Origin of the sequence: Pseudomonas alliivorans (assembly GCF_017826695.1) — a bacterium.
GTDB lineage: Bacteria > Pseudomonadota > Gammaproteobacteria > Pseudomonadales > Pseudomonadaceae > Aquipseudomonas > Aquipseudomonas alliivorans.
The window spans coordinates 113,652-130,956 of record NZ_JAFFZW010000001.1 but is presented as its reverse complement, the minus strand read 5'-3'; the positions used below and the strand labels follow the sequence as shown (position 1 = coordinate 130,956).

At 59.3% G+C, this 17,305-nt stretch carries 15 protein-coding genes; 4 read left to right on the top strand and 11 right to left on the bottom strand.

All coding sequences use genetic code 11. The features are described 5' to 3' along the window. Positions 1–96: 96 nt before the first annotated feature. From guaB to JTJ32_RS00610, 3 genes are all read right to left on the bottom strand, one after another. On the bottom strand, positions 97–1,566 hold the full coding sequence (guaB, locus tag JTJ32_RS00620; protein WP_210040387.1) for an IMP dehydrogenase: 1,470 nt from the start codon (positions 1,564–1,566) through the stop codon (positions 97–99). Between the two features lie 95 nt (positions 1,567–1,661). Further along, positions 1,662–2,210 carry a sugar ABC transporter ATPase gene (locus tag JTJ32_RS00615; protein ID WP_099229630.1) on the bottom strand — a complete coding sequence of 183 codons (549 nt, stop codon included), beginning with the start codon at positions 2,208–2,210 and terminating at the stop codon, positions 1,662–1,664. Between the two features lie 76 nt (positions 2,211–2,286). Next, positions 2,287–3,051 carry a sulfite exporter TauE/SafE family protein gene (locus JTJ32_RS00610; protein WP_236059164.1) on the bottom strand — a complete coding sequence of 255 codons (765 nt, stop codon included), beginning with the start codon at positions 3,049–3,051 and terminating at the stop codon, positions 2,287–2,289. A 250-nt stretch (positions 3,052–3,301) separates the two neighbouring features. Here JTJ32_RS00610 and xseA point away from each other — a divergent pair, with 250 nt between their 5' ends. The 4 genes from xseA to JTJ32_RS00590 all read left to right on the top strand — a co-directional run bounded on the left by xseA (position 3,302) and on the right by JTJ32_RS00590 (position 8,814). After that, a complete protein-coding gene (gene xseA, locus JTJ32_RS00605; protein WP_210040384.1) occupies positions 3,302–4,681 on the top strand; it encodes an exodeoxyribonuclease VII large subunit in 1,380 nt (459 codons plus the stop codon). A gap of 7 nt (positions 4,682–4,688) precedes the next feature. Beyond that, positions 4,689–5,513 (top strand): peptidoglycan DD-metalloendopeptidase family protein, encoded by an 825-nt coding sequence (locus JTJ32_RS00600; protein WP_099229628.1) that lies wholly within the window; start codon positions 4,689–4,691, stop codon positions 5,511–5,513. 394 nt (positions 5,514–5,907) lie between these two features. Continuing rightward, the gene (leuA, locus tag JTJ32_RS00595) at positions 5,908–7,578 is read left to right on the top strand and encodes a 2-isopropylmalate synthase (RefSeq protein WP_099229627.1); all 1,671 of its coding nucleotides are present in this window, start codon (positions 5,908–5,910) and stop codon (positions 7,576–7,578) included. 366 nt (positions 7,579–7,944) lie between these two features. Then, positions 7,945–8,814, top strand: a complete 870-nt coding sequence (locus tag JTJ32_RS00590) for an isocitrate lyase/PEP mutase family protein (RefSeq protein WP_083182860.1) — start codon at positions 7,945–7,947, stop codon at positions 8,812–8,814. 90 nt (positions 8,815–8,904) lie between these two features. Here the strand turns inward: JTJ32_RS00590 and JTJ32_RS00585 are convergent, their stop codons facing one another. The 8 genes from JTJ32_RS00585 to ispG form a co-directional block, all read right to left on the bottom strand. Next, positions 8,905–9,342 (bottom strand): hypothetical protein, encoded by a 438-nt coding sequence (locus JTJ32_RS00585; protein ID WP_184318808.1) that lies wholly within the window; start codon positions 9,340–9,342, stop codon positions 8,905–8,907. Between the two features lie 57 nt (positions 9,343–9,399). Further along, positions 9,400–10,191, bottom strand: a complete 792-nt coding sequence (locus JTJ32_RS00580; protein ID WP_210040382.1) for an amidohydrolase — start codon at positions 10,189–10,191, stop codon at positions 9,400–9,402. Next, a complete protein-coding gene (locus JTJ32_RS00575; protein ID WP_210040380.1) occupies positions 10,179–11,327 on the bottom strand; it encodes a pyridoxal phosphate-dependent aminotransferase in 1,149 nt (382 codons plus the stop codon). Before JTJ32_RS00575 ends, JTJ32_RS00580 begins: the two co-directional genes overlap by 13 nt. A gap of 120 nt (positions 11,328–11,447) precedes the next feature. Further along, positions 11,448–12,917, bottom strand: a complete 1,470-nt coding sequence (gene der, locus JTJ32_RS00570) for a ribosome biogenesis GTPase Der (RefSeq protein WP_004878760.1) — start codon at positions 12,915–12,917, stop codon at positions 11,448–11,450. Positions 12,918–13,057: 140 nt separating this feature from the next. Continuing rightward, positions 13,058–14,209 carry an outer membrane protein assembly factor BamB gene (bamB, locus tag JTJ32_RS00565; RefSeq protein ID WP_099229624.1) on the bottom strand — a complete coding sequence of 384 codons (1,152 nt, stop codon included), beginning with the start codon at positions 14,207–14,209 and terminating at the stop codon, positions 13,058–13,060. Further along, positions 14,202–14,843, bottom strand: coding sequence for a tetratricopeptide repeat protein (locus JTJ32_RS00560; RefSeq protein ID WP_099229623.1), 642 nt, complete (start codon positions 14,841–14,843; stop codon positions 14,202–14,204). The genes bamB and JTJ32_RS00560 overlap by 8 nt, the downstream gene beginning before the upstream one ends. A 39-nt stretch (positions 14,844–14,882) precedes the next feature. Further along, positions 14,883–16,172 carry a histidine--tRNA ligase gene (gene hisS, locus JTJ32_RS00555; protein ID WP_099229622.1) on the bottom strand — a complete coding sequence of 430 codons (1,290 nt, stop codon included), beginning with the start codon at positions 16,170–16,172 and terminating at the stop codon, positions 14,883–14,885. 22 nt (positions 16,173–16,194) lie between these two features. Continuing rightward, a complete protein-coding gene (ispG, locus tag JTJ32_RS00550; RefSeq protein ID WP_099229621.1) occupies positions 16,195–17,304 on the bottom strand; it encodes a flavodoxin-dependent (E)-4-hydroxy-3-methylbut-2-enyl-diphosphate synthase in 1,110 nt (369 codons plus the stop codon). Position 17,305: the final 1 nt, after the last annotated feature.

Below are 17,305 nucleotides of genomic sequence, written 5' to 3'. Positions count from 1 at the left end.
TCGTCAAAAAACAGAAACGACACGGGGCTGCGTCAACAGCCCCGGCCATGAAACTTGCTGAACGGCATCGCGGCGTGAACCACGGTGCAATCCGGATCAACCAACGCGATAGTTCGGCGCTTCCTTGGTGATCTGCACGTCGTGGACGTGGGATTCAGCCATGCCGGCACCCGTGATGCGCACGAACTCAGGCTTGGTGCGCATTTCTTCGATGGTGGCGCTGCCGGTGTAGCCCATGGAAGAACGCAGACCACCCATCAACTGATGGATGATGGCGGACAGCGGGCCTTTGTAGGCAACGCGGCCTTCGATACCTTCCGGTACCAGTTTCTCGGCACCGGCGGACGAATCCTGGAAATAGCGGTCGGACGAACCTTGCGCCTGGGACATTGCACCCAGCGAACCCATGCCGCGATAAGCCTTGTAGGAACGGCCCTGGAACAGCTCGATTTCGCCCGGTGCTTCTTCAGTACCGGCAAACATCGAACCCATCATCACGCAGGAAGCGCCAGCCACGATGGCCTTGGACAGGTCACCGGAGAAGCGGATACCGCCGTCGGCGATCATCGGCACGCCGGTGCCTTCGAGGGCAGCGGAAACATTGGCGATGGCACTGATCTGTGGAACGCCGACACCGGCAACGATACGGGTGGTGCAGATCGAGCCAGGGCCGATACCGACCTTGACTGCGTCAGCGCCAGCGGCAACCAGCGCCTTGGCCGCTTCGCCGGTGGCAATGTTGCCGCCGATGACCTGCACTTCCGGGAAGTTGTCCTTGACCCAGCGAACGCGGTCGATCACACCTTTGGAGTGACCGTGTGCGGTATCTACAACCACCACGTCAACGCCAGCGGCAACCAGCGCGGTGACGCGCTCGCCGGTGTCCTTGCCCGTGCCGACTGCGGCGCCGACACGCAGACGACCCTGGTCGTCCTTGCTGGCCAGCGGGTAGGCCTTGGCCTTTTCAATGTCCTTGACGGTCATCATGCCCTTGAGCGCGAACTTCGCGTCAACGATCAGGACCTTTTCCAGACGGTGCTTGTGCAGCAGCTCACGCACTTCGTTCTTGTCAGCGCCTTCACGCACAGTGACCAGACGCTCTTTAGGCGTCATCACTTCGCGGACCGGAACATCAAGACGGTTTTCGAAACGTACGTCGCGGGACGTCACGATGCCGACCAGGTCGCCATCATGCAGTACGGGTACGCCGGAAATGTTGTGCATGCGGGTGAGTTCGAACAGGTCGCGCACCGTGGCGTCGGCTTCGATCGTGATCGGGTCCTTGACGACACCGGCCTCGAACTTCTTGACCTTGCGCACTTCGGCAGCCTGCTGCTCGATGGTCATGTTCTTGTGGATGATGCCGATACCGCCTTCCTGAGCCATGGCAATTGCCAGACGGGCCTCGGTGACGGTGTCCATTGCAGCGGAGACCAAAGGAATATTCAGCTCGATGCCACGGGTCAAACGGGTTTTCAGACTGACTTCGTTGGGCAGTACCTCGGAATAACCGGGCACAAGGAGAATGTCGTCGAATGTAAGGGCTTCTTGACTGATACGCAGCATCGCGGGGGCTCCCGGGCGGGAAAATTGGAAGCGCGCCATTATACCTACACACCCCGCCCGGCTCAATGTAAACCTCAGTCTATTATTAAGGCCGTTTATAGACGCACTTTTACGAAAGACACCGGGCGATCCAGACGTTCGGCGAAGTCGTCGAGAAAGGTCTGGGTGAAGGACGCGTCGAGCCAGTTGTTGAAGATGAATCCCAGGTTCGAAAAACCGCAGGCATCCAGAAACAGAAAGCCGTTGATGTCGTCTTCATGACGGCATTCCGGGCAGGTGAAGTTGTCGGTGTGGCCGGGCATCCAGTCTTCAAGGCTGTCGAACAGCGCCTCGCCGATTTCACGACGGCATTCCGGACAACCAGCTTCTTCGGCGAAGTTATCCAATGGCGTAAAGATGCAGCGCTTGGTCACGATCTCCAGGCCGTTGATGACTTCCCCGAACGGCAAGGCCTCCGGATTCTGCACCACGCGCCTGGCCCCCGGTGCCACGGCGTAGGCCATCTTGTTGCCCGTGCGTCCGCAGGTAGACAGCTCCGGCTCGACGACGTTGAGCTTGATCAGCCAGCGCAGGATCAGCCGCGCTCTGGCTTCATGGGCCGGAAAGGTAGAGATTTGCGGGACGATGATGCTTTGGGTGTTCATGACTGAGTGTCGCTTGAAACCGATTGAGGCCGCAGCTTAATCGGCCCTGCTTTCAGGTCAAGCGTGAAATCGGCATTCACCCTGCGATGTAACGCCCAATCAGGGCAATGCCGCTCACCAGCACCAGCCACGTCACCAGACGCACAAAGGTTTCGCGGGACAAGCGCTGGGTCAGTGCCTTCCCCACCCAGGAGCCGATCAGCATCGCTGGCAACAGACAGACACCGAGCACCAGCAGCGGAATTTCGGCGTAGACCCCCGCGATCACAAACAGACTCAGGCGCACGACGGTGCTGCAACTGATCAGAGCGCTTTGCGTAGCCCTGGCCTGCTCTTTCGAGGTCAGGCGACTGTTGAGGTAGATCGCGTATAAAAAGCCGCCGCTGCCAAACAAGGCACCGAACAGCCCACCAACGGTGCCCATGGGGATGGCCCAGCCTGCGGCAAGCTGGGTGGGCCGGACCTTCACCGCCAGGCTGTACAGCGCGTAAGCCGTGACAAAGATGCCCATTAACAGAAGTAGAAGATCGGACTTCAGATTGAGCAGAAACAGCACACCCAGCGTGCAGCCCACCGCCATACACGGGAGCAGACGCAGCAGTTCGGATTTGACCACTGACTGGCGGGACGGCAGCAGATTGCCGAAGGCGGCGAGGAAGTCGAGCATCACCAGCAACGGGATGATGCGTGACAGCGGCATGAAGTGAATCAGGATGGGACCTGCCACCAGCGCCGTGCCGAAACCGGCGATGCCGAACACGATATAAGCGGCAGCCACACTGAGCTCGATGATCAGCCAGTCGAGCGGTGTGAAGCCCAGTTGAGTAAACACTGCGAACATCTCGGTATCGCCCACGATGCTTCCTTTCTGGAGAGACTGAAGGGACTTTAGCAAAGGCACTGGCGGGTTGCCTTCACGTTCAGGGTTGCCTGAAAGGCCGGACGCGGAAACGTCCTGGGCCATATGCCCAAGCTGCGGCGCTCATGTTTATACGTCATGCGCCCGGCTCACTGAATCCGCAATCTGTGCACCTTATTGAGCGAACGCAGACCTCGTGCGCTCAGCCGACATTGCCTTTATGATGCCCGACATGATCAAAGACCCATTCGCAAGACTCGGCCTCGACCGGGAAGTCCTTACTGTCAGCCAGCTCAACGGCCGCGCGCGGGTGTTGCTGGAGGATGTGTTCAGCAGCATCTGGGTCGAGGGCGAGATATCCAACCTCTCGCGCCCAGCCTCGGGCCATGTGTACTTCACCCTGAAGGACTCAGGCGCTCAGGTGCGTTGCGCGCTGTTTCGCCAGAGTGCGGCGCGGGTGCGCCAGGCACTCAAGGATGGGTTGCAGGTCAAGGTACGCGGCAAGGTGTCGCTGTTCGAAGGTCGTGGCGACTATCAGTTGATCCTCGACACCGTTGAGCCTGCCGGTGATGGCGCGTTGCGTCTGGCGTTCGATGCGCTGAAAGCCAGGCTCAGCGACGAAGGCCTGTTCAGCGCCGAACGCAAGGTCGCCCTGCCCTTGCATCCACAGCGTATCGGCATCATCAGCTCGCCGACCGGCGCAGTGATCCGCGACATCATCAGCGTGTTCCGCCGCCGCGCACCGCGTGTCGAACTGACCCTGATTCCGACCGCCGTTCAAGGCCGCGAAGCGATCAATCAGATCGTCCGTGCCCTCAAACTGGCCGACTCCCGAGGCTTCGACGCGCTGATCCTCGCCCGTGGTGGCGGATCGCTGGAAGACCTGTGGTGCTTCAACGAAGAAGCCGTGGCCCGCGCCATTGATGCCTGCGTGACACCTATCGTCAGCGCGGTCGGGCATGAGACCGACGTGTCGATCAGTGACTTCGTGGCCGATGTGCGTGCGCCAACCCCGTCAGCCGCCGCCGAACTGCTGGCTCCCGATTCCAGCGACCTGCACCGCCGCGTCGACAATCTGCACCGCCGGCTGATCAGCCGTATGCAGGATCGTCTGATGCGCGAGCGCCTGCGCCTCGACGGGATCTCCCGACGCCTGCGTCATCCCGGCGAACGGCTGCGTCAGCAATCCCAGCGTCTCGATGACCTGGACATGCGCATGCGCCGCGCTTTCGAGCAAAGCATGCACAAGCGTCAGGTTCGTCTGGCCCATATGGAAAGCCGCCTTGCCGCCCAGCATCCGGGACGCACACTGGCGTTCCTGCGCCAGCGCCTGGATGTGCTGGCCGAGCGCTTGCCGCGCGCCATTCGAGAACAGATCAAAGCCCGCAAACTGCACCTGCAAAGTCAGGTCCAGACCCTCAACGTCGTCAGCCCGCTCGCCACTCTGGGTCGCGGCTACAGCATTCTGCTCGACGAACGGGGCCACGCGATCCGCGATGCCGCACAAACCCGCACCGGCCAACGCCTGACTGCGAAGCTGGGTGAAGGCGAGCTGCAAGTACGGGTCGAAGACAATCACCTGACGCCCGTGACCCTTTCCCTTCTGGACTGACTGCCTGATGCTACGTTTTATCGCCCCGCTGTTCGCTCTGCTGCTGTGCCTGCCTGTTCAGGCCGACAGCTTCATCACCCGTGCACTGAACAAGCCCGTTCCAGGCGGCGTCGCCGTCATCGATCTGGGCACTGGCGCACAGGCACCAACCGCGACCTATCAGGGCAAGCGGGTGTTGGTGGTCAAGGAGCAAGGCACTCGCTGGCTGGCGATTGTCGGCATTCCACTGACTGTCAAACCGGGTACAGAACAGATCGCTTCGGGCGGCCGCTCGCTGAGTTTCACTGTCGGCACCAAAAAGTACCCGGAGCAGCGCATTACCCTGAAGAACAAGCGTCAGGTCAATCCGAACCCTGAAGACAACAAACGCATCGAAGGCGAACTGGCCGAACAGATACGCGCCTACCGCAGCTTCAGCCCCGGCACGCCGAGCAACCTGATTCTCGACAAGCCGGTCAACGGTCCGCTATCCAGCAAGTTCGGGGTTCGCCGCTTCTTCAATGGAGAAGAACGCAACCCGCACGCCGGCCTGGACTTCGCGGTGCCTGCGGGCACACCGATCAAATCCCCGGCAGCCGGCAAGGTCATCCTGATTGGCGATTATTTCTTCAACGGCAATACCGTGTTCGTCGATCACGGTCAGGGCTTTATCAGCATGTTCTGCCACATGTCGAAGATCAATGTGAAACAGGGCGACCTCGTACCGCGTGGCGGCGTCGTTGGCGAAGTAGGCGCAACCGGCCGCGCGACGGGCCCGCACATGCACTGGAACGTCAGCCTGAACGATGCACGCGTCGATCCTGCGATCTTCATTGGCGCGTTTCAGCCTTGATGATCCGTGCTGCGCTTCAGGCAGCCTTCGCGAGCTTGCTCGCGAATGGACACGAGCGGGACGCACCGAACCGAGTATCGCCAAACATCATCTTGCGCACATCAGGGATCATGAACAATTACCCTGACAAAAACGCAACAATTGTGCGATAAAAAAGCCAAAAATCAAAAATAACAAGAATTTATCCCAATTATTTTCAAGTGCTTGCCATCGTTCACCTCAATGGTTACGGTTGGCCTCATGAACACCTCTCAAACCCTATTCCTGTTGCGCCAACATCGGTGCCTCAGCCTGGTCAGTGCACGACTGCCGGGCTGGATTGCAGTGCCTCGACCATAGTTAGCGATAACGGTGGCCGCTTCTTTCCGGCCTATAAGTACAAAGGACTATTTACATGACCATGCTCAAAGATCCCTCGAACAAGTACCGCGCGTTTCCGACCATTGATCTGCCTGACCGCACCTGGCCTTCCAAGACCATCACTGCGGCGCCGATCTGGTGCAGTTCCGACCTGCGCGACGGTAACCAGTCGCTGATCGAGCCTATGGATGCTGCCAAGAAGCTGCGCTTCTGGAAGACGTTGGTCAGCGTCGGCGTCAAGGAAATCGAAGCCTCGTTCCCGTCGGCCTCGCAGACTGATTTCGACTTCGTGCGCACCCTGATCGAAGACGGTCACATCCCGGACGACACCACCATTCAGGTGCTGACCCAGGCGCGTGAAGACCTGATCGCCCGCACGTTCGAATCGCTGCGCGGTGCCAAGAAAGCCATTGTTCACTTGTATAACGCGACCTGCCCGTCGTTCCGCCGCATCGTGTTCAATCAGGACAAGGCTGGCGTGAAGGACATCGCAGTCAACGCTGCCAAGCTGTTCGTCAAATACGCCGCCGAACAACCTGAAACCCAGTGGACCTTCCAGTACTCGCCGGAAACCTTCAGCGCCACCGAGCTGGAGTTCGCCAAGGAAGTCTGTGACGCCGTGATCGAAGTCTGGAACCCGACGCCGCAGAACAAGGTGATCCTGAACCTGCCTGCAACCGTTGAAGTGGCTACACCCAACATTTACGCCGACCAGATCGAGTGGTTCGGTCGCCACATCACGCGCCGTGACAGCGTGCTGATCAGCCTGCACACCCACAACGACCGTGGCACCGGCGTCGCGGCCACCGAGCTGGGCCTGATGGCGGGCGCGGACCGTGTAGAAGGCTGCCTGTTCGGTAACGGCGAGCGTACCGGTAACGTCGATCTGGTGACCGTGGCCTTGAACCTCTACACCCAGGGCATCAACCCTGAGCTGGACTTCTCGGACATCGACGGCGTGCGCAAGGTCGTCGAAGAGTGCAACCAGATTCCGGTTCACCCGCGTCACCCATACGTGGGCGACCTGGTTCATACCGCATTCTCCGGCTCGCACCAGGATGCCATCCGCAAGGGCTTCACTCAGCAGAAGGAAGGCGAGCTGTGGGAAGTGCCCTACCTGCCGATCGACCCGGCCGATATCGGGCGCAGCTACGAAGCCGTGATTCGCGTCAACAGCCAGTCGGGCAAGGGTGGCATCACCTACCTGCTGGAACAGGAATATGGGATTTCCTTGCCGCGCCGTATGCAGATCGAGTTCAGCCAGGTGGTTCAGGGTGAAACCGACCGTCTTGGCCTTGAGATGACTGCCGAGCAGATTCACTCGTTGCTGCGCCGTGAATACCTGCAGGCCAACACGCCTTACGCGCTGATCAGCCACAAGCTGCAGGAAGAGAACGGCAACAGTTCGGTCGATGCCGAAGTACACGTCGATGGCGAAACCCAGCACTGGCGCGGCAAGGGCAAAGGTGCTCTGGAAGCGCTGGTGGCCGGTCTGCCGATCTCCGTCGAGATCATGGACTACAACGAGCACGCCATCGGTTCCGGCACCACAGCCAGGGCCGCTGCCTACATTGAGTTGCGTGTGAATGGTGACAAGGCCGTCCACGGCGTGGGCATCGATGAAAACATCACTACCGCCAGCTTCCGCGCATTGTTCAGCGCACTGAACCGCTCACTGAGCCAGGCACAAGCCAAAGCGGCCTGAGTGAATGAATGTGGCAGCGGATACTGATCCGCTGCCATTTCGGTTCGACAATCCCTCCCCGACTCTGCCACGCGCCCTCAAGGGCTATTGCATTTAGCGCATGACCCTGTCCGTTTCGGCATAATCTTTTTTATTGACGCTGTGGTAGCATGCTGCCCTTGGCTTGGACCGGCCTGAATCGAACAGCCATTCATAGGCTGAAGATGCCCGTCTCAATTGACCTGCCCGCTCCACCTTCCTATAAAAAACAAGACGACTATTGCATTGTTTCCCCGACGAAAAAAATGCACGGGCAGACCTTCCGTGCATTGAAAACAGCTTTGGCGTCGTCAACGCCGAGCTGATCCAATCACATTTGGAGCGATTATGCCCAAGGCTTCCCATCAAGACCTGCGCCGCAGCTTTCGTGAGCTGACCTCGTCAAAATCCTGCTTTCACACCGCTTCGGTATTCGACCCGATGTCTGCGCGCATCGCCGCTGACCTGGGCTTTGAAGTCGGCATCCTTGGCGGCTCGGTCGCTTCGCTGCAAGTACTGGCAGCGCCTGATTTCGCCCTGATCACGCTCAGCGAGTTCGTCGAGCAGGCCACGCGCATCGGCCGTGTCGCACAGCTTCCCGTCATTGCAGACGCAGACCATGGTTACGGCAACGCCCTGAACGTCATGCGCACGGTCACTGAGCTGGAACGCGCCGGTATCTCGGCCCTGACCATCGAAGACACCCTTCTGCCCGCGCAGTTTGGCCGCAAATCGACAGACCTGATTTCCACAGCAGAAGGTGTGGGCAAGATTCGCGCTGCCCTGGAAGCACGGGTCGATCCTGAAATGTCGATCTTCGCCCGCACCAACGCAGCGATCATTCCGGTTCAGGAAGCCATCAGCCGTGTGCAGCAGTACCAGAGCGCAGGCGCCGATGGCATCACCATCGTCGGCATCCGTGACTTTGATCACCTCGCGCAGATTTCCGAAGGCCTGACCGTGCCGCTGATGCTGGTCACCTATGGCAACCCTGAGCTGCACGACAATGACCGCCTGGCAGAGATGGGCGTGCGTGTCTGCGTGCATGGACACGCTGCGTACTTTGCGGCAATAAAAGCGACTTATGACTGCCTGCGCGAGCAGCGCCAGATTCTGGGCAGCACTTCAAACATGAGCGCGACCGAGCTGACCCACACTTACACCCAGCCTGAGGACTACGTCGAGTGGGCGAAGAAGTTCATGAATGTGAACGAATAAGTGCTGTAGCGCTGAACTGAAAAAGCCTCCCTCTCGTAGAGAAAGGGAGGCTTTTTTATATGTTTCGTGGAGTCGTCCGCGAAACTCGCTTCAGGCAGTGGTTTTCACGCCACCCTCAGTCTCAAGCTGCAACAACGCACCTTGAAGAGTCTGCAGGTTGGCGCTGGTCGCCATGATCTGCGTCTGAATCGCCATTGCCTTCATGGCCTTCTCTTCAGGTGTGCCTTGGCTGGCCTCGACAGAAGCCAGTTGAGCCTGCTGTTGAGCCAGTTGCTTCTGAGCCAGCTTGATCTGTTCTTTTATCTTTTCTTTGGTTTCATCGAGCACACTTTTGCTTGATCCGCCGACGCTGCCGCCGTCGGATGCGCCAGTTGCTTTGGCACTTTCCGGATTCACTTCCGTGGTCTTTTTATCATCGTCCGTGGTGGCAGTAGCTGTAGCTGTAGCCTTCTGCGCCTCCTGATTCTTCACTGTTAAAGACAGCGAGCTCGAGTAAGCGGTCAACGTGGACGTATTGATGGTAACCATGGCGATCTCCTGATTGTCTGCGAACGGTATCGGCAGACTCGTAACATTCTGAAGCATTTAATTGATAATAAATGAGTCAGCGTCCAATCCTGCCGGGAAACGCGTGCGATAGGCCTGAAGATCGGCAGCGCTGAGGGCCGCATGGAACACCCCATCGGCCTCGCCAGCGCTCAGCAGGTTTTCACCCTGGAAATCCAGGACCTGACTGTCGCCTGTGTATGCGAAGCCCTTGCCGTCGGTTCCGACCCGATTCACTGCCGCCACATAGCACAGGTTTTCGATCGCCCTGGCAGGCAACAGCCGGTTCCAGTGCAAACGTCTGGCGCCCGGCCAGTTGGCGGTATACAGCAGCAAATCGGTGTCCTGAGCGTCGCGGCTCCACACGGGGAAACGAAGGTCGTAGCAAATCAGCGGACGAATGCGCCAGCCCTTGAGTTCGAACCTCACCTGACGCTCCCCGGACGTGTAATGCTCATGCTCCCCAGCCATGCGGAACAGGTGACGCTTGTCGTAATACAGCAATTCGCCATCGGGGCGCGCCCACAACAGACGGTTGCGATGACTGCCATCGGCTGCACGAATGATCACACTGCCGGTGATCACTGCATTGATGCGCCTGGCTTGCTGCAACAACCACTCCGATGTCGGTCCGCCCTCGGCCTCCGCAAGCGCTTCGGACTCCATCGAGAAGCCGGTGGTGAACATCTCCGGCAGGATCACCAGATCGGCACCCTGCGTCTGGCTCAGCAGCGATTCAAAGTGCTGGAGATTGGCATCACGGTCATGCCAGACCAGAGTGGTCTGGATCAAGGCAAGGTTCAGGTTCGGCAGCTGGCTCAGATCGCGCATAGTTTTTCCGCTGCCAGACGCAGCGTCTCCTCTTGCTTGGCGAAGCACAGGCGGATCAGTCGCTGGCCTTGCGGCGGACTCTGATAGAACACAGAGATAGGGATGCTCGCAACGCCATGCTCGCGGGTCATCCACAGCGCCATGTCGACGTCATTGAGGTCAGGGCGAATCTGCGAATAGTCCACCAATTGAAAATAGGTACCGCCGACCGGCTTGAAGGCGAAGCGTGAACCCTTGAGTTGATCGCAGAAATAGTCGCGCTTGGCCTGATAAAACGCCGGCAGTTCATCGACATGCTCTGGGTGCGCAGCCATGAAGTCGGCCAGCGCGAATTGCAGCGGGGTCACGCCGCAAAAACTTACGTACTGATGAACCTTGCGCATCTCGGCGGTCAACGCAGGCGGTGCGACCACATAACCGGTTTTCCAGCCGGTGACGTGATAGGTCTTGCCGAACGAGCTCACGACAAACGCTCGCTGATACAGCGCCTCATGGTCCAGCACGCTAACGTGTCGCTGGCCGCCAAAAACCAGATGCTCGTACACCTCGTCGCTGAGCAGATAGATATCGCGCTCCGCAATCAGCGCCGCCAGCCGATCCAGCTCGGCGCGACTGATCAACGCACCGCTCGGGTTGTGCGGGCTATTGATGACGATCATGCGCGTGCGCGGGCTGAGCGCGTCGGTGAGCTTCTGCCAGTCGATGGAAAAATCATCCAGCCCCAGTTGCACATGAACGCAGCGACCGCCCGCCAGCTCGACCGCAGGCTCGTAGCTGTCGTAGCACGGATCGAAAATAATCACTTCGTCGCCGGGGCGGATGACCGTCTGGATCGCGCAGAAAATACCCTGGGTCGCGCCAGGCGTGATAGTGATTTCAGTATCAGGGCTGACCGTGCGCCCATAGCTGCGGGCGATCTTGGCCGCGACCTGTTGACGAAGCGCGGGCAGACCGGTCATCGGTGAATACTGATTGTGGCCCTGCATGACGTGACGGCACACCGCATCGCGCAGCGCCTGCGGGCCATCAAAATCGGGAAAGCCCTGAGACAGGTTGATGGCGCCGGTTTCGGCAGCCAACTGTGACATGACGGTGAAGATGGTGGTGCCCACATTAGGCAGCTTGCTGTCGATCATGGAGCCCTTTCCCTGCAATCCCCCGGCACCAAGGCGGCACGGGTCAGGCAGGATAGCCCATGGAGCGCGCATAAAAAAAGGCACCAGAGGTGCCTTTTTCGTACATTTCCTACAGACGATTCAGCGCTTGTCGCGGCGCTTCTTGTCGGCTTTCTTGTGGTGCGACATCATCCGACGCTTCTTGTTGACCTGACGGTCAGTCAGCGTGTTCTTGTTGCCTTCGTACGGGTTCTCACCGCCCTTGAACTCGATACGGATCGGCGTACCGACCAGCTTGAGCACACGGCGATAGGTATTTTCCAGGTAGCGTACGTAGGACTTGGGCACCTTCTCGACCTGATTGCCGTGAATGACGATCAACGGCGGATTGGCACCGCCCAGGTGAGCGTAGCGCAGCTTGATGCGGCGGCTGCCGACCATGGGCGGCGCGTGCTCGCTGACGGCGTCTTCGAGAATCTGGGTCAGGCGGCTGGTCGGCCAACGGGTCACGGCAGACTTGAACGAGTTCTGTACCGACTGATACAGGTTGCCCACGCCCGTGCCGTGCAAGGCCGAAATGAAGTGAATGTCCGCGAAGTCGACGAAGAACAGGCGACGTTCCAGTTCGACCTTGACGTAATCACGCTCGCCCGGTGTCATGCCGTCCCACTTGTTCAGTGCGATGACCAGTGCGCGACCGGCTTCCAGCGCAAAGCCCAGCAGGTTGAGGTCGTGATCGACGACACCCTCGCGGGCGTCCATCACGAAGATCACCACATTGGCATCCTTGATGGCCTGCAGCGTCTTGACCACCGAGAACTTCTCGACTTCCTCGTGGATCTTACCGCGCTTGCGCACACCGGCGGTGTCGATCAGCGTGTACTTCTCTTCGTTACGCTCGAAGGGAATGTAGATGCTGTCACGGGTGGTGCCTGGCTCGTCATAGACGATAACCCGGTCTTCACCGAGCATGCGGTTGACCAGCGTCGACTTGCCGACGTTGGGGCGGCCGATGATCGCGATCTTGATGCCGTCTTTCTCGCTGGGGCCTGGAATGCGCTTGGCTTCCTGACCTTCGGCGACTTCTTCGACTTCTGCGTCTTCCTGGTCGTCCTCATCACGCGGGAATTCGCGCAAGGCGATTTCCAGCATCTGAGAGATGCCGCGACCGTGGGCACCGGCCACCGGAATGGCATCGCCCAGCCCCATCGGACTGAACTCGGCACGAGCCAGGTTTTCGTCGATGTTGTCGATCTTGTTGGCGACCACGTAGGAACGCTTGTTACGTTTGCGCAGGTGCTCGCCAATCATCTGATCGGCAGCGGTATAGCCTGCACGGGCGTCTACCAGAAACAGCACCACATCGGCTTCTTCAATAGCCAGCAGAGACTGCTCGGCCATCTTTTCGTCCATGCCATGCTCGTCACCGGAGATACCGCCGGTGTCGATCAGAATGTAGGAGCGCCCCTGCCACTTCGCCTCTCCGTATTGGCGATCACGGGTAAGACCGGACAGATCGCCGACAATAGCGTCGCGGGTCCTGGTCAGGCGGTTGAACATGGTGGACTTGCCGACGTTCGGTCGACCCACCAGGGCGATTACGGGAACCATTAGGCTCTCCACTTCGTTATTTCAGAAAATACAAAAGCCGCTGCAGGGCAGCGGCCGGAGTTCGGGGCGGCACCCTGGGGCACCGCAGCCTTGCCTGAGCAAGGTCGCCAGAGGCCTCAGGCCCCCGGCTTCATCAATCATTACTTGATGGTCAGGGCTTCCAGTTTGCCGCTGTTGCCATACACGTAAATCATGTCACCAACCACCAGCGGACGAGCACGCAGGCCGTCGCTGTCGATACGCTGACGCCCCACGAAACGACCGTCTACCTGGCTCAACAGGTGGAGATAGCCTTCCATGTCGCCGACCGCGATATAGCTGGAATACACTTCCGGCGCGCCCAGTTGACGGCGGGCCAGGGACTCGTTGCTCCACAGTGCGGAGGAAGAACGCTCGTCGATACCTTCGACGGTGCCGGAGGCCAGGGTCGCGTAAACACTGCCGAAGCCCTGGGCAACGCCCGAGTAGCTCGACGCGTCACGCTGCCAGAGCACCCGACCGCTTTCCAGTTCCAGACCGGCAACACGACCCTGGTAGGTCGCGACGTACAGTGTACCGCCAGACAGCAGCAGACCACCGTCGATATCGACCACACGATCCAGTTCCGAACGACCTTGCGGAACCGCTACACGCTGCTCCCAGATCGGTACGCCGTTGGTGATGTCCAGCGCGACCACTTTACCCGTGGACAGACCAGCCACCGCAAGACGGTTGGTTGCCAACGGAGCGCCTGTACCGCGAAGGGTCAGCACCGCAGGCGTGCTTTCGTAGATCCAGAGTTGGGAACCGGTGGAGGCATCGAAGCCGACCACGCGGTCATCCTGGGTCTGAACCACGACAACGCTGCCATTGGTGGCAGGCGGAGCCAGCACTTCGCTGCTCACACGAGCGCGCCATTTTTCTTCGCCGGTGGTGGCGTCCATGGCGACCACTTCACCCTTGAGGGTGCCGATCATCACCAGGCCGTAACCCACACCCACTGCACCGGAGACCGGCAGCTCGAGATCCTTCTTCCAGATCACGTCGCCGGTCAGGCGGTCCAGCGATACGATTTCGCCCGTGACGTCGGCCGCAAAAATGCGATCGCCATCAATGGCCGGAACCAGCATATTGTAAGTCTTGCCCTGACCGTCTCCGATGGAGCGGCTCCACTGCTTCTGCAGGACCACTTCTTCTTTGAAGTCGGTCAGCTCGGCCGGCGGCAGTTCTTTCTTGCTGTTGCTGCTGCAACCCGCGGCCAGAATGGCCAGAGCCAGCAATGCTGCATGTTTCCAACGAATCACGTCACGCATCCCCTTTCGCCAGATCGTCGAGCTTCATTTGCAGACCACCGACCGCTGCCTCTTCAGACAGAGCGGATTTGGCCTTTTGGTATGCAGCGTGTGCCTCGTCGGTACGACCCAGTTGAACCAGCAGGTCACCCTTGAGTTCTTCACGGCTGGCCAGGAACGACTTTTCAGCATCGCCTTCCAGCAGTTTCAGCGCATCATCAGCCTTGTTCTGTGCTGCCAGTACGCGCGCCAGACGCTGACGGGCAATCTCACCCAGCGTGTCGTTGGCAGGCTTGTCGGCAACCACTTTCAGCTCTGCTGCTGCGTCGTCGAGTTTACCGGTATCCACCGCTACCTTGGCGACGAAAAGACTGCCGTACTGCGCATAAGTCGTACCGCCGTATTCGCTTTTCAGCTTGCCGGATATCTCGGCGACACGCGTGGTGTCTGCCTGGCCACTTGGCGTCAGTGCGGTTTCGAGCAACTGCTGGTAGAGCATCGAGGCGCCTTGCGACTGATTAGCCTGATATCTATGCCAGAACTGCCAGCCCAGAACCACGATCAGCGCGAGCAGGCCACCTGCAACCAGGGGTTTGCCGTTGCGCTGCCACCAGTCCTTAACTCCCGCCAGCTCATCATCTTCAGAACTCGACACCCCAATACTCCTATTCGCTAAAACGGCTGTTAATCAGCTTCAACCCTGCACGACGCAGGAGGCCAGGTGCTCTGACAGAGCGTCCCAGGCAATATTTTGTTGTTCACCCTGACCACGCAGGGGTTTGACGCCAATGATCTTCCGGGCAAGCTCTTCGTCGCCGAGGATCAGAGCATACAGCGCGCCGCTCTTGTCGGCTTTCTTGAACTGGCTCTTGAAGCTTCCGGCACCGGCATTGATCTGCAGACGCAGGTTCGGCAGACGGTCGCGGACCTGTTCGGCAAGCGTCAGCCCCGCCAGTTCGGCAGCTTCGCCGAATGCGCAAAGGTACACGTCGACCTGGCGGGAAATCTCTTCCGGGATCTGCTCCAGGGTTTCCAGCAGCAGAACCAGGCGTTCGATGCCCATCGCAAAGCCGACACCCGCTGTCGGCTTGCCGCCCATCTGCTCGACCAGACCGTCGTAACGACCGCCCGCGCAGACAGTACCCTGAGCACCCAGTTGATCGGTGACCCACTCGAAAACGGTCTTGCTGTAATAATCCAGCCCGCGCACCAGTTTGGGATTGATCACATAAGGAATGCCGGCAGCGTCCAGACGGGCCTTCAGGCCTTCGAAGTGAACGCGGGATTCTTCATCGAGATAATCAGCCAGCTTCGGTGCATCCACCAGCACCGCCTGAGTTTCGGGATGCTTGGTGTCGAGCACGCGCAACGGATTGGTTTTCAGGCGGCGCTGGCTGTCTTCGTCCAGTTGGTCGAGACGCGCTGACAGAAACTCCACCAACGCCTCGCGATAACGTGCACGGGCCTCGCTCGTACCCAGACTGTTAAGTTCAAGCTTGACCGCATTGCGAATACCCAGCATACCCCACAGGCGCCAGGTCATGACGATCAGTTCGGCATCGATGTCCGGACCGTCAAGATTGAAGACTTCCACACCGATCTGGTGAAACTGGCGATAACGGCCTTTCTGCGGACGCTCGTGACGGAACATCGGCCCGATGTACCACAGTTTCTGAACCTGCCCGCCACCCGTAATGCCATGCTCGAGCACTGCGCGCACGCAGGCCGCCGTGCCTTCAGGGCGCAGGGTCAGCGAGTCACCGTTGCGGTCGGCAAAGGTGTACATCTCTTTTTCGACGATGTCGGTGACTTCGCCGATGGAGCGCTTGAACAGGTCGGTGAATTCGACGATAGGCATGCGAATCTGCCGATAACCGTAGTTATCGAGCAGACGCGAGACGGTGCCTTCGAAGTGACGCCACAGAGGCGTCTGCTCGGGCAGGATGTCGTTCATGCCACGAATGGCTTGCAGAGACTTACTCACAAAAAATCCTTAGCAATACGGGTTAGCCGCGCACGATGACCGATGCGTCGGCTTCGGCCTTTTCAGCCGCTTTCTCACGAATCAAGCGTTCCAGCTCATCCACGAGATTGTCATTGGTCAGCTTCTGCGCAGGCTTGCCATCGATGTAGATCAGGTTCGGCGTACCGCCCGTGAGGCCGATATGCGCCTCCTTGGCTTCACCAGGACCGTTGACCACACAACCGATGACCGCCACATCCAGCGGCACCAGCAGATCTTCGAGACGACCTTCAAGCTCGTTCATGGTCTTGACCACATCGAAGTTCTGCCGCGAGCAACTCGGGCAGGCGATGAAGTTGATACCACGTGAACGAAGGCGCAACGATTTGAGAATGTCGTACCCGACCTTCACTTCTTCGACCGGATCAGCGGCCAGCGAGATGCGGATAGTATCGCCAATTCCTTCGGCGAGCAGCATACCTAGGCCGACGGCCGATTTCACTGTACCTGAACGCAATCCACCGGCTTCGGTAATGCCCAGGTGCAACGGCTGGGTGATCTGCCTGGCCAGCAGGCGATAGGCTTCAACGGCCATGAACACATCGGAGGCCTTCACGCTGACCTTGAAGTCCGGGAAATTCAACCGGTCCAGATGCTCCACGTGACGCAACGCGGATTCTACCAGCGCGGCGGGTGTGGGCTCGCCGTACTTCTTCTGCAGGTCTTTTTCCAGGGAACCGGCGTTGACGCCGATGCGGATCGGGATGCCGCGATCACGGGCGGCATCGACCACGGCACGTACCCGGTCTTCGCGACCGATGTTGCCCGGATTGATGCGCAGGCAATCGACGCCCAGTTCAGCTACCCGCAATGCAATCCTGTAGTCGAAATGGATGTCGGCCACCAGCGGCACTTTCACCAGCTGCTTGATGCGGCCGAACGCTTCGGCGGCATCCATGTCGGGTACGGAGACCCGCACGATGTCGACGCCGGCCGCTTCCAGTCGGTTGATCTGCGCGACCGTGGCCGCCACATCATTGGTGTCACTGTTGGTCATGCTCTGCACTGCAATCGGGGCATCGCCGCCGACAGGAACAGAACCAACCCATATTTTTCGGGATTCGCGACGCTTGATTGGGGATTCACCGTGCATG

Bases quoted from the DNA above. Each gene is read 5' to 3' on its own strand.
- JTJ32_RS00590 (WP_083182860.1), top strand. From the start codon at position 7,945: ATGCCCAAGGCTTCCCATCAAGACCTGCGCCGCAGCTTTCGTGAGCTG.
- JTJ32_RS00580 (WP_210040382.1), bottom strand. From the start codon at position 10,191: ATGCGCGATCTGAGCCAGCTGCCGAACCTGAACCTTGCCTTGATCCAG.
- bamB (WP_099229624.1), bottom strand. From the start codon at position 14,209: ATGCGTGACGTGATTCGTTGGAAACATGCAGCATTGCTGGCTCTGGCC.
- xseA (WP_210040384.1), top strand. From the start codon at position 3,302: ATGATCAAAGACCCATTCGCAAGACTCGGCCTCGACCGGGAAGTCCTT.
- ispG (WP_099229621.1), bottom strand. From the start codon at position 17,304: ATGCACGGTGAATCCCCAATCAAGCGTCGCGAATCCCGAAAAATATGG.
- JTJ32_RS00615 (WP_099229630.1), bottom strand. From the start codon at position 2,210: ATGAACACCCAAAGCATCATCGTCCCGCAAATCTCTACCTTTCCGGCC.
- JTJ32_RS00585 (WP_184318808.1), bottom strand. From the start codon at position 9,342: ATGGTTACCATCAATACGTCCACGTTGACCGCTTACTCGAGCTCGCTG.
- JTJ32_RS00610 (WP_236059164.1), bottom strand. From the start codon at position 3,051: ATGTTCGCAGTGTTTACTCAACTGGGCTTCACACCGCTCGACTGGCTG.
- der (WP_004878760.1), bottom strand. From the start codon at position 12,917: ATGGTTCCCGTAATCGCCCTGGTGGGTCGACCGAACGTCGGCAAGTCC.
- leuA (WP_099229627.1), top strand. From the start codon at position 5,908: ATGACCATGCTCAAAGATCCCTCGAACAAGTACCGCGCGTTTCCGACC.
- JTJ32_RS00575 (WP_210040380.1), bottom strand. From the start codon at position 11,327: ATGATCGACAGCAAGCTGCCTAATGTGGGCACCACCATCTTCACCGTC.
- JTJ32_RS00600 (WP_099229628.1), top strand. From the start codon at position 4,689: ATGCTACGTTTTATCGCCCCGCTGTTCGCTCTGCTGCTGTGCCTGCCT.
- guaB (WP_210040387.1), bottom strand. From the start codon at position 1,566: ATGCTGCGTATCAGTCAAGAAGCCCTTACATTCGACGACATTCTCCTT.